Below are 15629 nucleotides of genomic sequence, written 5' to 3' on the forward strand. Positions count from 1 at the left end.
CAAAAAATATTAGACACAAACAACAAATAAATAAATTAGTAACGTAAATTAGAAAAGTCCAATTCTAGCTGTAGGAAAAATGGGGTACTTACACATTCAGCTACTAAAAACAATTATGTGTCAACAATATTAAAAGAATATAAGCAATTTTTAAGAACCAATTTCAAAGAGCTTAGGCTTAGAACACCTTTGTTCTATAGGTGGGATTTCGGACTTCGCTTTGACTTACAAACTGAGGAAACCGGTACAAACGAATACTTTCAGGAGGTAACAAAACGTGCTTCAACAATTTTTCATTCTGTATTTGACAGTTCTGATAAAGTATTTTTAGTTTATATGGACTATAAATATAAACGTCAGAAAATAAGATTATTAAACTTTACATTTAAGCAAATCGAGAATCTGCACCAGACTGAGATTAGTTATACAAAAGAGAAACGGCTCTATGAACCAAGTGACAAATTTGACGTTAGAAACATAGCTATTGTTAAACTGACTGCCGACCGAATACACCATCAAAATATACTAACAGCAATTGGAAACACCGATTTTCCTCCAAGAAAACCTATGCTAGACAACAACTCAATTTTCACAAACAAAGAAATTTATTTTATCAACATTAACAAAAAACTAATCTTTCATATGTATGACGACAGAGGCCTTGACCTGATATCAGCTGATAAAGAATCATTAAGGTCTATCTATGAAAAATATAATGACTGGATTCTTGATAATGACAGAGAAAAGATTCAAAAACTGTTTGAATAAATGGAATCTCCATAATTACTTTATCAATGCTGGAAAGGTCTTCTTGAAGAATAAAAGAAAACCTTTTATTATTTATATATTTAACAAGAAGATTATAACCAATTTAAAGAAATGGATGATTTACAGGATAAAGTTTGGTATGCGTGCTATGGTTCTAACCTTTTGGAAGAGCGTTTTCTTTGCTACATAAAAGGTGGACAACCGACAGGTGCAAAAACGGTATATAGTGGTTGTCAAGATAAAACTATACCCTCTGAAAGTGAAGATATGTATATTAACTCTGAGCTTTATTTTGCTAGAGCTTCTAAAAATTGGGATAATGGTGGTGTTGCTTTTATCGGAACGACTTCTAGTCCTACTGTATCAACAATGGGAAGGATCTATCTGATAACAAAAGGTCAATTGATTGATATAGCAAAACAGGAAACGAACACCGTATCTGATCTTACAGTAAATTTTAATAAGGCTATACAGGACGGTTCTTATATATTTAAAGAAAGGTCTTGGTATGGTAATCTGTTATACATTGGAGAAAAGAACGATTATCCAATATTCACCTTAACGAATGAAAGTGATAACCAAGCAACAACTAAACCTAGTGCAGACTATCTAAAGACTATATGCTTAGGTATAAAACAAACGCACGGATTTGATGATCTTACAATCTTAGATTACTTGAAAAATAAATGCGGTATAATAGGAAACTACACCGATGAGGAATTGATGCAAATCATAACTGAACAATAGAGCAAAACAAAAACTTACTTATCGACTATGAAATACACCATAACATGCATTCTTCTACTTATTACGACTCTCATATTTGGACAACAAATAACGTATTCAAATTGGACAAAAGAAGCAAAAACTGAAATACGTCTTCTACCTAAATATGGAAATGCTGTAAAGACTAAAGAGCAAAAAACAATTGATCAGGAACTTATAAAGGCGTATTTAGAAGAAGCTGGAACGAATCGTAAAGCTTCTGATCAATTGGTTAAACTGGGCTTTGATTATTTATATAAGCAGGACTTAAAAACAGCCATGTATAGGTTTAATCAGGCCTGGCTTCTCGACCCGACAAATGCAGATGTGTTTTGGGGATTCGGTGCTATTTATTTTTCATTCGAGGATTTTGAAAGTGCAATGCAGCAGTACGACGAAGGTTTGAAATTAAATGCTAACAGTTCCAACATTCTGACCGATAAGGCAACTGTTTATATGACAAGGTTTATGGAAAATCATGGTGATAAAGATTTCAATCTGGCTATAAATAACTTTAAAAAATCTTATTCAATTGATCCCAAAAACCAAAATACCCTTTTTAAAATGTCTGTATGCTACTTTGTAAAAAAGGATTGTGAGAATGCTTGGAAGTATTACAATGAATGTAAAAAACTTGGCGGTAAACCAATAACAAAGGAATATACAGAGGCTTTAACACAAGGTTGTAAGAAATAAACGCCTTCTGATCATTATAGAATAACTTGAGGGACATGTATTGAGCATGTACGCAAAAGGAATGAACACACCGGCTATAATTAATTTGACCAGGATATCATCGACACGTATTGGGACACGAATTAGTACACATTATACAATACGGTACTTATGGAGGGCTGTACCAAGACGACATATAATAATGTTAATATTACCCATATAATGCCTAATAATGATCTAATTATAGACGACCTATTAAAATAACATGAAAGAAACAATTAAATTAATTTTAATATTTATTCTGTCTAGTAATATATTATTTGCACAAACTTCTTTTGAGCACACAACCAATTATTACAGGCATAGTAAGTTATTAGATTTAATAACAGAAGTTTATTATTCGAAAGTACCTTCTAACAGAGATCAAACTACCTCACCTAATGAATTACGGGATAACTCCCCCTTTCTATATAAGAGTACCGATTCAATATCAGGATCTTACAAAGATAAACAGAATCCATATATATATGCAAAAGGATGGCTAATTTTAACATTTGATAAAAGTGATTCGCTCATTCAAATTAAAATTGGTGAAATTTCTGCTTTAAGTAAAAATGAATCTTCAAAGACTATAAGTATTCTTGACGACATTGTATTTGTAGATAATGATAAAATCGGTTTCACATGGAATGAAATTGATAAAATGAAAACAGGAATACGCCCTACCACTAAAAAATTACTTCGATTTGTAGTTGAATCAACTAAGAATAGAAAATTAAAAAACCTAAATCATTTCCAGAAAAAGATTTCACAGATGAAAATGTAACTGTTACTCCTTTTACAGTAAATAAAGATACTTTTTTTCAGAATTTTTATTAGTAGAAAGGCAAAATTGTACTCAACATCAAGTGGTTAAAAACAACAAACACGTCCAAATATGGAGTAAAACTGACGATGCTGGAATGGAACATTTTAACAGTATGGAAGATTTCCTTAATTATGGTGAGAATAGAGCTAAGTATGGGGATCAAACGCAAAAAAAATACTATAAATTTTAAAACTTCATTCTATCATGAAAGACTTTATAAAAACACTTTTTTTATTTTTTATAATTTTTGGAACTTCAATTCTAAACAGCCATGCGCAATCTGTATTAAAAAATGATATACAAAATAAAGAGATCTCTGAAATATATGATACCTATCAAAATATTGATTCAATATATATTGAATACATAAATAATACTCCAACTTTTTTATTTCTATATGAACCTTTAGAGGGAAAATCTTCAAATCCTGATCTTAAAAGAAAATCAACTATTTATAGTTTAGATTTTGAAGGGGATAAATTGTGCTTAGAACAGCAATACAATCTTTTATACCAATTTATTTTTCAAGATCAATTAGGATCAGAGATTCAAAAATCCAATGAGAAAAAAAATTTTAATTTAGTGATTACATCGAAAAAATCAGTTGTTCAAGATATTTTCCAGTCTGGATCAGGAGCTAGCGCTATTTTAAACCCAAATAAAAAACAAGATTTTATAACCCTTCTAAATACAAATTATAAAGATTGTACTGATGTCATTACAGATTCGGTATTAATAATTCAGGCTGTGATCAATAGAATTGGAGGTATTCAAAACAGTGAGATAATTTATGGGAAATCAGAACCTCTGTATCAGTATTTTATGAAAACATATCACTATTTCGAGGCCAGTCAACCTGTACAAGAAAAGATTCGCAAAAATTTTCCAAACAGAAATGTAAAATGGCTTTTTAAACCTAGAATTAGTAATACGCAAAGAACAAGTTTAATTGATATTTATCTTCGCCTTAATCCAGATAGAACTTTCACATTTTCGGCAGAAGGAAGTTACAGACGTTTAAAAATTAAAGATTATCAGGAGGATCCTAATGATCCAATATTTTATTAAAAAAGAGGCTATTTCAGCAAAAAGATCTTAAATATTTTAGGCGATACAGGGTATGATGGCTATTTAACAGAATATGAAAGAATATTAAATGGCACCTATGACTATGTTGCTGGTGCAAAATGTGAAAATTATAGCACCAATGTCCACATCTTATTTGCATGATAAAAATGATGATTTTAGAAATGCTGAAAAGGTTTACTTAAAGAAGAAAATAAAGCCTTATATTATTTATATCTTTAACAAGAAGGTTATAATCAATTTAAAGAAATGCAAGATTTGCAGGACAAAGTTTGGTATGCGTGCTATGGCTCTAATCTTTTGCAAGAGCGTTTTCTTTGCTACATAAAAGGTGGACAACCGGCAGGTACAAAAACGGTATATGGTGGATGTATTTGAAAAAACATTACCCTCGAAAGTGAAGATATAAATATAAACTGTGAGCTTTATTTTGCAAGGGTAGACTTACCTGTTTTTAAGCAAATAAAAAATGTGAAGTCCTATCGAACTCCGCATTTATATAACTTACACACTTCATGAAACAGTGTCAGGTTAAATCTGAAAGCAATCAATTTGATATATATATTTATCAAAATCAAATTCAATATCTACATACTTTTTGAAAAAATCAACCTGTTCAATATGAATATCATATGGATCATACATGAGAGGATCATCGAGTTTAGGATTAAAAATACTTTTTAAAGTTTCAAAACTTTAAAATCCACATTATATTCTCCAATAAGAGTTTCATTTTTTCTATCAAACCAACTAATTACTCGCTCAATTTTCATAACATTTATTTTTAAATCTCTAGTTGTCCTTCCTGGAACTGGCGGTTTAATCATTTCTCCCGTATTAGAATCGGCACTACCTTGATGTCTGCCTTGTTTATTATAAACCTCTACATCACCTTGCTGAGAATTTCAAATGCCTTACCAATATATCTTTAATCGTCCTTCCGCCCCCCTTAATAAACTGCATTAACAGTCGTTGCTATCTTTAATTGACCTTCGTACAAGTATTTGCAAGAAAATAATACACTTGTAGATTTGCAGTTAGACAAAATGCGCCAAACTTGCTTAATTTGAAATTTCCGATTTTCTTACCTGATGAATCGCTTGCTGTAAAATAATAGCAATTATAACTTATAAATACCACTTCCTTGAAAATCTGCACCAGTATTAATTCCTGGCGAAACGATAATAGCTAAATCAAATAAATTAAAATCATCTATGATAGAATTCCAATAATCTAAATTTAATAACTCTGTGGGCGAATCCACCAATTCATCATAATCAAATTTTGAGGCGAGGTTTAGGAATAATTCCTTATTAACAAAAATAACAACACCTGAATCTGTCGTAAAGACACCAATATCATTAACATCAATTTTATCGAAATCAACGTTTTTTATTTGATCAATCCTAAATACTTTTCCCTCAGGAACAAATTCTGCAAAAGGATTATAAGTATATGGAAATACGATATTCCTAATTTCTTTAAATAGATCATCCCTTTTTAAGTGTGCTAATTCTGCTCTAATTTCATTAATCTATAAAGCGTCTATGACCATATACGTAATGCTAACTGATAATTCAATTGGTTCACCATTTAACGAAACATTGTTCATAACTTTGAAATTTTATTTATATGGAATATACGGCAAGTAATCCAATCCATGGCAAGCAGGTCTGCGTTATTTTTGTAAACAATTAAAATATAGATATTTCACACTATCTAATATAAAACTAAACTATCATCAATCGCTTGATTTTTATCATTTTCAATATATAGGTATCTGCCAACTTCATTATTGCCTGCATACAACAGTAAACAGATCTCAATATTATACTCCTCGAAAACTCTTTTCGAAAATACAATTTTTATATCTTTCTCAATTACCACAATATCATCAAAAGGCATGCTTAATTCATCTTTCAAAAATTGATTTTCATCATTTCGAATACACTTTTCGAAGCTTTCTTTGGCTTTATGATATAGTAGCGATAAATGTAATTCCGTATTTACAAATTCCATGATCAATTAATTTTAAGCTTTGTAATAAATTGTATTATTCTTGATTTCTCCATTGAATTTACGAGCGTATTCCCATCCTCGTGTTTAATAGTTTAGAATTGCATGCTCTCAATCGATCTTACTTGACAATCTTCTCTGTACAATTCGTTTTAAGGTATTTAAATCATTTAAACCAGTATAAGAATTTGTCAAGACTAAACGGTCCTTAAGATGTGCAGGTAAATCATTTAGGGACTTATCATCATCTATAGTGACAATTTCTTTATAGTCTAAATTATTGGATTGAATCCATCCTAAAATCTCCTCTCTTCGAGTATGTCGATGATTTGAAAAATACGCTTTATCATCTAAAATGGAAAGATTTTTCAGCTCTAATCCTCTCCTTCTAAAAATGACTTTCCATCCTTGAATACTATATTTAAAACGATGTGATGTGGAAAGAATGACTTTGTCCTTCGTTTTATAAATCACAGACTTTAAAATCTGAATAGCATGTGGATTGAACTTATAAAAACCATCATCCTCCAATTCTACTTTTTGATGTGGATTAGCATGAACCAAAACTCCGTCTATATCTAAGAAAAAAATAATTGTACCGTCTATTATATTTTTTTTAAAGGTTCGGGTTTGGAAAATATAAGCTATCCTTTATTAAAAATAGTGATTTATTTCTGTATATATCTTAAAAGAAACACGCTATTTAGTGAGCTGAAATTAAAGAGATAAATTACCTTTTGATTACCACATTTCTTATAAATTGTCTGAAATTTTTTTGGACACTCTTTCTTCTCTTCATAACTAAAAGTAAAGTTTATCCTATAAAGCAGAAAACTACCTTTCATTCATAGAAGAAGGAATGATTTGGAATTGCACAAAAAAAACCGCTTGGTGATCCCAAACGGTTCTATATATTTTAGAACACTGTTCTATTTCAGTTTTTCAATCTCTTTAATGGAAAGTCCGGTAGCCTCAGCAATTTGTTTTACTGATAAACCTATCTTTGTAAGTTTCAAAGCTGTCTCCATAGCTTTCTTATGCTCCCCCCGGGCTTCAGCACTTACAACTGCTTTTTTAGCTTCTTCCAATTGCTTTTCTAGTCCTCCCAATTGTTCCTCTAATCCTTCTTGATACATCCGCACTGCTTCAGCATCCCACTTACGTTTTAAACTAATATCATACATAGTCCGTTCCTCCTTTGTCAATTTTGCGTAGCTGGCCAACTGAAAGAAGCGTTGAAATACTTCCGATTTCATAATCCTTGGCAGGGTCTTTAACGTAGACATATTTTTAAGCATAAAGAATACTTTGTCCAGTTCGTCTTCAACCTCAGCTTCGCTTTTAACAAAGTTAATAATTTATCATATATAATTTAACTTGATGGAATGATAGATCCCTTCAGGATTCGAGGTAAATAAACCCAAATCCTTCATAAAAAATTTGTCCTGAATCTCTATGACACAGGCAGGTATCGTGAAAATAAGTTTTATGATCACCTCCCGGCATATGAAAACCGTCCATCAGGACAATTGTATAAACCTCGGGAATGGCATACCCCCAGGCTTTGCAGTTTCCTTTGGGTGCTGTGTCTGAAATGACCTTACTGGCATAATACAGCATACGTTGCTTCAGGTTGGTCTGTGTACTTGTCTGCATCTCGATGATGATCTCTTCTCCTGTACTAATCTGAACTACAAGATCAAAGATAACTTTACCGATCTCTTCGGTTGCACCGATACGCTCGGTATCTCGATACGTCAGATCAACGATTGTCTTTCGACCACGAAAGATGATGTTAAGAAAGTTGATCAGGTTGACTTTGTCTCCGAATAACCGTTTAAAGCCCTCATCGGTGGTCGGATCAATAAATACGGGTTCTGCATGTGCTAACATAATTTTAGGGTTTACTTAAATAATCAATTACATAAACCAAATATGATAAAAACTAAAAATACTAGCCAGTTATTAACCATTTGTAGTCGTTTGTAACCGTTTGTTGTCGGCTAGCACAACCCCGATTAATCTTTAGAGATACAACAGAAAAAGAAAAGCCACATCTCACGACGTGGCTCTGACTAAACATATGAATTTAACTTAACTTACTTATACGAGTTGATCGCTTGGGATACTTTCCAGTTGCCTCCATCATTGACCAAAGTCACTAGATCGGTCTTGGTAAACCCTTCAAATTGTTGGGTTACTTTTGCTACCATATAGTCACTGGATTGCTCAACAATGGTTGTGCTTGTTTTACAGTTCAACTGCTCGCCTTTTTGTTTTTTCAAGAAGGAAATTACTTCTGAACGGCTGTTGATCATATTTGTTGAGGCATGTACTTTCTGATTAAAATCTGCTGTAAACAATTGCTCTACTCCTGCCGATTGTCCCTCGGTCATAACCGCTACGTAATGATCAATGGCTAAATCTGCTGTGGATAGATTCATTACGGCTTTTTTGGAGTTGTCTCCTGTTGGTTTGCCTGCTGCCATAGTGAATGTTGATACTGCGATCAAGGCTGCTGCTGCGAATGTTTTTGCTAAAGTTTTCATAATGTCTTTATGTTATATTGTTAGTTTATTGTTCTTAGTTGTTCGTAATTGTTGATTCAAAAGTAGGGTGTAATTCGTCCCTACCCTATGACAATTAGACTAAACCAACTAAAAACTCGGTGAATGGTGGAAATGGCTAGGTGAATCAATTTTTAGATTACTGTATTTTGCAAGCATCAGGATAATCCTTCCTTTCACGGTTGATAACAACAGTTTTTAGGAATTCCGATGTTCAAAATATCATGTTAAAATAATCATCATTTCATCCTGTTTCTACGACCTTATGAATACTTTGATAAGATAAATCTTCTAAGAAATTGTAAAAGTTTCAGCATCAATATTAAATGTTGCTTCTTTTCTCTCAATTGCATTTTTTGATAGAATATTATCAACAAAATAATAACTGCTTTGCAACTTTGATTTACTTAAAGTTGCTATGTAATATCCATGATTCTTAATGTCAGCAAATACTAGATGAGGATTTACAGACTTATCATACAACATTTTTTCAAATACGTCAATTTCATTATTGGTAAGTCTATCTCCATTTTTTGACGTGATGGATGGTGTAAGTAACTCCCAGGCCAATGGTGGTTTGCTGTAGGGCGTTTGATAATGCTTTAGCTCATGCTCTGGATGAATGGCTAATACAAATGACTGATGATGATCTCCGGTGAGGAATACAACATTACTGATTTGATGCTCTTCCAGTAATCCAATAATCTTTTTACGTTCGTGCGGGTAGCCCAACCACCAATCGCTGTATTTCGGAGTCTTGAATCCTGGAGCAACCTGGTACCCAGCAAACATAACTTGATTTGCTATAAGTTTCCATTTTGCTTTACTATTTTTCAATGCAGCAGCAAGCCATTGATATTGCATTTCGCCAAGAATAGCTCTTTCCGATCCATCAATCCCCTCTTCTCCTATTCCAAACTGTACCGTTCTGCCTTGAGCTCTTTCATCTAAAAGAAACAATTCCATATCATCGCCTATGGTAAATTTACGGACTATGTCTTTTTCAGATTTTGCTCTTACAGGTAACCACTCCAAATAAGCCTGAATTGCTGCAGACTTTCGGTCTGACCACTTTCCTTCATTAGACTGATGGTTTTTAGCTCCATCTTTATAGGCATCATTTGCGAGCTCATGATCATCCCAGATCATGTAGAAGGGCTTTCTCAAATGTAAAAGCTGTAAATCAGAGTCGGTTCGATACTGAGCATAACGTTGTCGATAATCGGATAAGGTAATGATCTCGTGCAACGGATCATTGATCCGTTTGGATTCCTTATTTCCATATTGTCCAGTGGCATACTCATAGATATAGTCTCCCAAATGAAGCACCATGTCTACTTCTTCTTTTTGTGCAATAAATCGAAAGGAATTAAAATATCCGTCTTCCCAATTGTTGCAGCTAACAACTGCAATATGGAGATCCTTGATAGCTAAACTATCAGGAAGTGTACTTGTAGTTCCGATGATAGAATAATTTCCTTTGTACTTAAAACGATAGTAATAGATTTTTCCAGACGCTAAACCTGCTACATCAATTTTTACGGTGTAATCATGATCTGCAGAAATCTTGCAACTTCCAGACCTTAATCCGACACTAAAATTTTTGCTTTCAGCAAGTTCCCAATAAACAAGGCTTCCATCATAGTGTTTTGCGGTTATCCTAGTCCAAATGATAATGCGATCTTGTGTGCCATCACCTGAAGCAAGTCCATGCTGAAAATACTCAACTGGTACCGGATCGCCTGCTAGTAGTAACTGCGGTACTGCAGCAAGTGCAACGGCCGAATATATAAATTTTCTTCTTGATAATACTACCATGCTATCTGTATTTAAAATTGGTAATTAAAGATCTCTTTAAAAGCGTTGTAGACCGGATGTGCAGTTGTGTATTCTTTTACGACAATACTGCTATTGGCCTTGGAAGTGTACTCATCTAGCTTGAGATTAGTGGAGCCGGTCATGGTATAGTAAGTACTGATACCACTAAATGCAAACAGCATATCTTTACTATGGGTATTTTTTGGCTGATGGATAATACCAATATTGTTAAAAACTTCTAGAGGACGGGAACTTTCATAGGAATTAGTTTTTGCTAAAAATCGAAAGTGTTTAAGGCCTGAAAGCGGAGATTGATATATACTTTGAAGTTCACTATACAATTTTTCTCCAAAATTATCCATTTTGATGTGGTATACATTTGCTTTTAAATAACGGTCTCCTGGTACTGTGGCCATCTTTGAAATAAATTTTGCAACGGGATTGAATTCCGTATCCCAGGCATCACCATGAGATGCGGAACTATCTGCTTGTCCTACGACATATTTACCTGTTGGCAATAGAGGAATAGGTGTAAAAAAACTACCAAAATGCTTATCGTCATAATTCAAACTCTTTGTCTCATGAAGCAAGCGAACCTGCGTCTGAAATTGAGCCTGATTATCGTAATTATTATAAATAAGATCGAAATATCTGTTATATGATAACATCAGTTGTTCGTGACCGCTGATCTTCATACCCGATTGCACCCAATCTTTTCCAACAGGTAATCCATTAAGATCATGATCATCTACATTGCCTGTCGTACTCATGACAGTATTGAAGATATTGCCAACGTCTCCGGTGTGATGACTTACCGTCATATACTTTGCATGCATTTGCTGATAGGCTTCTTTTCCCCAATTTACCTTACGGATGCGCAAATAGTCTTTTACCTTCTTTGATGGGTCCGAAGTACAGGGGGTCTCCATAAACCCATTAATATAATCATAGACATTTCCTGAGACATCAAACTGATAAACAAAATCAATATATACTTGATTTAAAGCTGATTTTACGATTGAATAAATGAGTTTTTCGGAATGCTCATCTCCAAAATCGTTTCCTTTGACGTAACCGTAACTGCCATGAAGCGGATTGAATCCGATATAGGTTTTAGTGCCTATTTTATACATGACAAATTTAACTTTAACATCTGTTTGCGGATGTTCATTTTTATATGCAATAGCTCTGTTCAGCAAATTACCATATTCAAATATCGGGCTGTTTTTTAAATCCGAAATATTACGCGACAATGGCGTCACCTGAACATTTTTTCCATCATATTCAAAGTTGATCGGGATTGAACTTGAAGCTGCTATTGTTGCTCTGTGCCCTGATAAAGTATATTGATCTGCTCTAAGCACCAAAATCGGGTTGGTATTATTTCCTTTTGCAGTTTCTATTTCTGTTGAAACGATAGATTCTGTACGCTTACAAGCAGCGGTAAGAAATGTAAATGACAGGAGTATATAAAGAATTTTCATCGGAATAATTTGTATTTTGATATGATGACTACCATAAATTAAAAGCCCCAACTGATACCAATACGTCCGCGGGCTGAATAATATTCAGTTTGCTCCGGACGACTCTTCTGACCGTGATAATACCTAAGGGGTTGATTGGTTAAATTATTGGCGTCCAAAAATAAAATAATGTTTTTGGGAAGGTTGTATGACGCATTTGCATCTAAATGGAAATCCTTGTCTTGGTAGCGGTCTGCTCCACTGTTATCACGTACCTCAACTAGAAATGCCTGTCGATAATTTGCGGCAAGACGGAAGGACAGATTTCCTTTTTCATAAAACACTGCTGCATTGATAATATTAGGCGATTGATTTAATAAGCCTATTTTTTCTCCGGGACGATCGTTCAATGTTGTTTGAGATTTTGTATATGTATAATTTAGGTTGATCCCTAAACCACTTAGCAATCCGGGTAGAAAGGTAAATTTCTGATTATATCCAATTTCAATACCGTAAAGTTTAGCATCATCTGAATTCAAGGGCTGCGAAACTTTAAAGTTTTCAGTGACACCTTCAACTGTTTCACTTTTTATAAATGACTGCGTATAGACGGCATCTTGTATATCTTTATAAAAAAGACCTCCAGTAATATAACTCGTACTATTCATATAATAGCTACCAATGACATCATAATTCCAAGAAAAAGTAGGTTTTAGGTTGGGATTACCCAATGCAATTGTAAGTGTATTGGGGTTTACGCGGGTAGTGGGACTAATTTCATTAAACGCAGGTCGGGCAAAGGTGCGTGTAAATGCGGCACGTATATCAGCTTTTTCATTTGGCTTGTAAATAAAATGCAACATAGGAAGAAGCGCCGGTACATTTTTACTTCCGGATACTGGACTTACCGTTTTAGTGATATCATTGTATGCGAAACTATTTGTTTTATTAGAAGTATACTCATACCTTAATCCTCCCACCATTTTTAACATAGAATGTATACTCCATTCACCCATTGCATACGCTGCACCAACTTTTTCTGTTGCATCATAGTTTCCAGTTGCATAGGAAGAATTCGTTGCATCGTTGACCGTATAAATCAAATTTTTTCCTACAGAAGGTATCCGATAAGGGTCGATAAAAGAATCGGCTGTTGGATAGTTAAACTTTAGATTATCGTAAGCATTATTAAGCTCAGGAAACCAGCTGTTTGCTGGAAACTCTTCTTTTTCCCATAAAGGCAGATATGATTTAGGGGCATCGGATTTATGTACCCAAGTGGCATATCTGTAATCATAACTACTTGTTTTATATCTGAATTTACCTCCAAATTTGATTAAAAGATCGTCTCTAGTCTGATGTTTAAAATCGACTGCGGCTACCTTATCTTCTTCTGTTATATTTCGAATAGATGTCACAAATCGATCCAGATAATAGTTGTCGGGGTTATAGGGTGTCGATGCTGAAAAATGAGGCTGTACATTGTCAGGTTCATCACCTTGGTAACCTGCGGGACCATCCCCTTTTAGAAACTTATAATTTTTGCCATCAATATTAACTAAATTATCATATTTAACTGTCTGCACCCAATTACCGTAGTAATAACCTCGCATATCTTTTGTTGCAGATGAAGGACCTTTATAACCTGCCCATGATTTATACCACGCAATTCGCGCATTCATGCTCAACTTGCTACTTAATGAAGATTCAATTCCTCCCTCTGCGCCATAGTTTTTGAAGAAGTAATCTACCACATTCCAACGAAGCACAGCATTGTTCGTGTTACGGTCAAAGTAATGCATGGTTTTACGATTTCTTTCATTATCAAGGAGCTGTGTATAATAACCTCTTACATAAATTTTAGTTGCGGGAGCAATCTGGTAATCCATTGAAGCGTTAAGTCCCTTGTTGGTCCTAGTACCTTGATAATTTCTTACATCTAGGCTAGTTACGTTATGTAATTCATTACCGTAAGCAACCTCATAATCATCGGTACCGTAAGTGCGTCGATTGATACTTCCCAAAAGAAGAAAACCTAATTTATTTTTAAGAAGTCGGTCTCCATACAAAACACTACCATTATAACCCAATTTGTCATTCGGTCGTTCTGCATATGGTAATCCTCCCATCACCAGAAATGTTCGTTTTTCAGGTGATGTGCGGGTAATAAAGTTGATTGATCCACCGACAGCATCACCTTCATACTCAGGGGTTATTGCTTTTATTACCTGAATATATTGAATAAATTCTGAAGGTAAAAGATCCATAGGAACAGTACGGTTACCCAGTAAATCTCCAGATGTTTTTGCAGCAGGCATCCGGTCACCATTGATTGTCGTAGAGCTCCATTGTGATGGCGTTCCTCTAACTGTAACATACCGTCCCTCCCCTTGATCGCGATCAATACTTACGCCCGGGATACGCTGAACGGCCTCCGCAGCATTTATATCGGGAAGCTTACCTATTGCATCTGAACTTGAAACATCCATAATAGCAGAAGAATTTCTTCTCATGGCTAATGCTTTACGTTCCCCAGAACTATACATCCCTTTTACGACAACTTCCTGTAGAGAGGTTCCCAATGAAATATGAACAGATCCAATATTTGTCGTTTTTTCGTTAATGATATTAACAAGAGTGTCAACCTTTTGATAACCAACAATGGAAATCGATAATAGATGTTTACCTTCTGGAAGGGAAAGCGAGAATGTACCATCGATATTGGATAAGGTTTGCAATTTGGTATCAGATACTCGAATTGTTGCATAAGCAATTGGAGTCGTGCCATCGGTAACGTTTCCTCGTAATGTACCCTGAGCAAATGCCGTGCTTATGCTAGCAGAAATTATTAGAAATGTCAAATAAAAATATTTCATATTTTTTAGTATTTAGAGCTTACAAATTATTTAATATTACAAGTGATTCAGTGAAGAATATGAATGACTAATACAACCGTTTTTATTATCTTTTCATCACAATTATTCTAAAATCATAATTCCGTTTCTTGTTTTTCTAAAGCGGTAATGTTTAGCAAAACTAAACTTTGTTTATTAATACAAAACTTCATTTAGGTTAAGTTTATATTAAGAACTTATAGAAAGTATCCCCGCTTGAACGATCTAAACAAAACTTCCGTGTCTTTTATTTTTGCTTTCATATAGCAATCACAAAGAATATGGAATACAAAGGTGAAATGCTCAAAAGAAATTTAAAAGTTTATAAAAGAGCTCTTAAGACCCTGAAGTATGATATTTAGAAAGTTGATCAGGTTGATCTTGTCTCCGAATAACCGTAGAATCCCTGATGGGGGTAGGATCAATAAATACGGGTATTGAATGCGCAAAACATAATAATATGGTTTGCTTAAATAATTAAATAAAGTGAGCATTAGAAAAGTAAAAACATGATCACTATGGTAAACATTTGCAGTCGTTTGTGAGCATTTTTTGTCAGTAGCACACATTGGATCAATATTTACAGATACAACAGAAAAAGTAAAGGCCACATCTAGACATGCCCCAAAAAGTTAGACACTTATTTGGGGCATTTTTATGAGCAAAAAACAGAAATATGATTTCGAGTTTAAGTTACGCTTAGTAACTA

General features: G+C 34.0%; 13 protein-coding genes and 1 pseudogene. 5 read left to right on the plus strand and 9 right to left on the minus strand.

Annotated elements, in window-relative coordinates:
- Positions 1 to 117 precede the first annotated feature (117 nt).
- The 5 genes from EDF66_RS25750 to EDF66_RS25770 all read left to right on the plus strand — a co-directional run bounded on the left by EDF66_RS25750 (position 118) and on the right by EDF66_RS25770 (position 4144).
- Positions 118 to 768: a DUF3885 domain-containing protein gene (locus EDF66_RS25750; protein ID WP_132846163.1), complete on the plus strand. Its 651-nt coding sequence runs from the start codon at positions 118 to 120 to the stop codon at positions 766 to 768.
- A gap of 111 nt (positions 769 to 879) precedes the next feature.
- On the plus strand, positions 880 to 1515 hold the full coding sequence (locus EDF66_RS25755) for a hypothetical protein (RefSeq protein WP_132846165.1): 636 nt from the start codon (positions 880 to 882) through the stop codon (positions 1513 to 1515).
- A 27-nt stretch (positions 1516 to 1542) separates the two neighbouring features.
- A complete protein-coding gene (locus EDF66_RS25760) occupies positions 1543 to 2229 on the plus strand; it encodes a tetratricopeptide repeat protein (protein ID WP_132846167.1) in 687 nt (228 codons plus the stop codon).
- A gap of 244 nt (positions 2230 to 2473) precedes the next feature.
- A complete protein-coding gene (locus EDF66_RS25765) occupies positions 2474 to 3034 on the plus strand; it encodes a hypothetical protein (protein WP_132846169.1) in 561 nt (186 codons plus the stop codon).
- A gap of 246 nt (positions 3035 to 3280) precedes the next feature.
- Entirely contained in the window at positions 3281 to 4144 is an 864-nt protein-coding gene (locus EDF66_RS25770) for a hypothetical protein (RefSeq protein WP_132846171.1), read from the plus strand.
- Between the two features lie 698 nt (positions 4145 to 4842).
- Here EDF66_RS25770 and EDF66_RS26670 read toward each other — a convergent pair.
- The 9 genes and pseudogenes from EDF66_RS26670 to EDF66_RS25815 all read right to left on the minus strand — a co-directional run.
- Positions 4843 to 5052, minus strand: a pseudogene (locus tag EDF66_RS26670) (colicin E3/pyocin S6 family cytotoxin); the annotation flags it as partial.
- Between the two features lie 829 nt (positions 5053 to 5881).
- A complete protein-coding gene (locus EDF66_RS25780) occupies positions 5882 to 6181 on the minus strand; it encodes a hypothetical protein (RefSeq protein ID WP_132846173.1) in 300 nt (99 codons plus the stop codon).
- Between the two features lie 108 nt (positions 6182 to 6289).
- Complete coding sequence (locus tag EDF66_RS25785) at positions 6290 to 6826, minus strand: HAD domain-containing protein (RefSeq protein ID WP_317126662.1); 537 nt, start codon at positions 6824 to 6826, stop codon at positions 6290 to 6292.
- A 281-nt stretch (positions 6827 to 7107) separates the two neighbouring features.
- A complete protein-coding gene (locus EDF66_RS26505) occupies positions 7108 to 7536 on the minus strand; it encodes a PD-(D/E)XK nuclease family transposase (RefSeq protein WP_132846177.1) in 429 nt (142 codons plus the stop codon).
- 40 nt (positions 7537 to 7576) lie between these two features.
- Positions 7577 to 8071, minus strand: coding sequence for a PD-(D/E)XK nuclease family transposase (locus tag EDF66_RS26510; protein ID WP_132846178.1), 495 nt, complete (start codon positions 8069 to 8071; stop codon positions 7577 to 7579).
- A 206-nt stretch (positions 8072 to 8277) separates the two neighbouring features.
- Positions 8278 to 8727 carry a nuclear transport factor 2 family protein gene (locus tag EDF66_RS25800; protein ID WP_132846180.1) on the minus strand — a complete coding sequence of 150 codons (450 nt, stop codon included), beginning with the start codon at positions 8725 to 8727 and terminating at the stop codon, positions 8278 to 8280.
- Between the two features lie 309 nt (positions 8728 to 9036).
- A complete protein-coding gene (locus tag EDF66_RS25805) occupies positions 9037 to 10563 on the minus strand; it encodes an alkaline phosphatase D family protein (protein ID WP_132846182.1) in 1527 nt (508 codons plus the stop codon).
- A gap of 11 nt (positions 10564 to 10574) precedes the next feature.
- The gene (locus EDF66_RS25810) at positions 10575 to 12047 is read right to left on the minus strand and encodes a hypothetical protein (protein WP_132846184.1); all 1473 of its coding nucleotides are present in this window, start codon (positions 12045 to 12047) and stop codon (positions 10575 to 10577) included.
- A gap of 38 nt (positions 12048 to 12085) precedes the next feature.
- The gene (locus EDF66_RS25815) at positions 12086 to 14902 is read right to left on the minus strand and encodes a TonB-dependent receptor (protein ID WP_132846185.1); all 2817 of its coding nucleotides are present in this window, start codon (positions 14900 to 14902) and stop codon (positions 12086 to 12088) included.
- Between the last annotated feature and the right edge of the window lie 727 nt (positions 14903 to 15629).

This window comes from Sphingobacterium sp. JUb20, assembly GCF_004342035.1.
GTDB classification, from domain to species: domain Bacteria; phylum Bacteroidota; class Bacteroidia; order Sphingobacteriales; family Sphingobacteriaceae; genus Sphingobacterium; species Sphingobacterium anhuiense.

What these genes read in the sequence shown, in the direction of transcription:
- EDF66_RS25800 (WP_132846180.1), bottom strand. Translation starts at nt 8,727, where the DNA reads ATGAAAACTTTAGCAAAAACATTCGCAGCAGCAGCCTTGATCGCAGTA.
- EDF66_RS25805 (WP_132846182.1), bottom strand. Translation starts at nt 10,563, where the DNA reads ATGGTAGTATTATCAAGAAGAAAATTTATATATTCGGCCGTTGCACTT.
- EDF66_RS26510 (WP_132846178.1), bottom strand. Translation starts at nt 8,071, where the DNA reads ATGTTAGCACATGCAGAACCCGTATTTATTGATCCGACCACCGATGAG.
- EDF66_RS25760 (WP_132846167.1), top strand. Translation starts at nt 1,543, where the DNA reads ATGAAATACACCATAACATGCATTCTTCTACTTATTACGACTCTCATA.
- EDF66_RS25770 (WP_132846171.1), top strand. Translation starts at nt 3,281, where the DNA reads ATGAAAGACTTTATAAAAACACTTTTTTTATTTTTTATAATTTTTGGA.
- EDF66_RS25815 (WP_132846185.1), bottom strand. Translation starts at nt 14,902, where the DNA reads ATGAAATATTTTTATTTGACATTTCTAATAATTTCTGCTAGCATAAGC.
- EDF66_RS25780 (WP_132846173.1), bottom strand. Translation starts at nt 6,181, where the DNA reads ATGGAATTTGTAAATACGGAATTACATTTATCGCTACTATATCATAAA.
- EDF66_RS25810 (WP_132846184.1), bottom strand. Translation starts at nt 12,047, where the DNA reads ATGAAAATTCTTTATATACTCCTGTCATTTACATTTCTTACCGCTGCT.
- EDF66_RS25755 (WP_132846165.1), top strand. Translation starts at nt 880, where the DNA reads ATGGATGATTTACAGGATAAAGTTTGGTATGCGTGCTATGGTTCTAAC.
- EDF66_RS25765 (WP_132846169.1), top strand. Translation starts at nt 2,474, where the DNA reads ATGAAAGAAACAATTAAATTAATTTTAATATTTATTCTGTCTAGTAAT.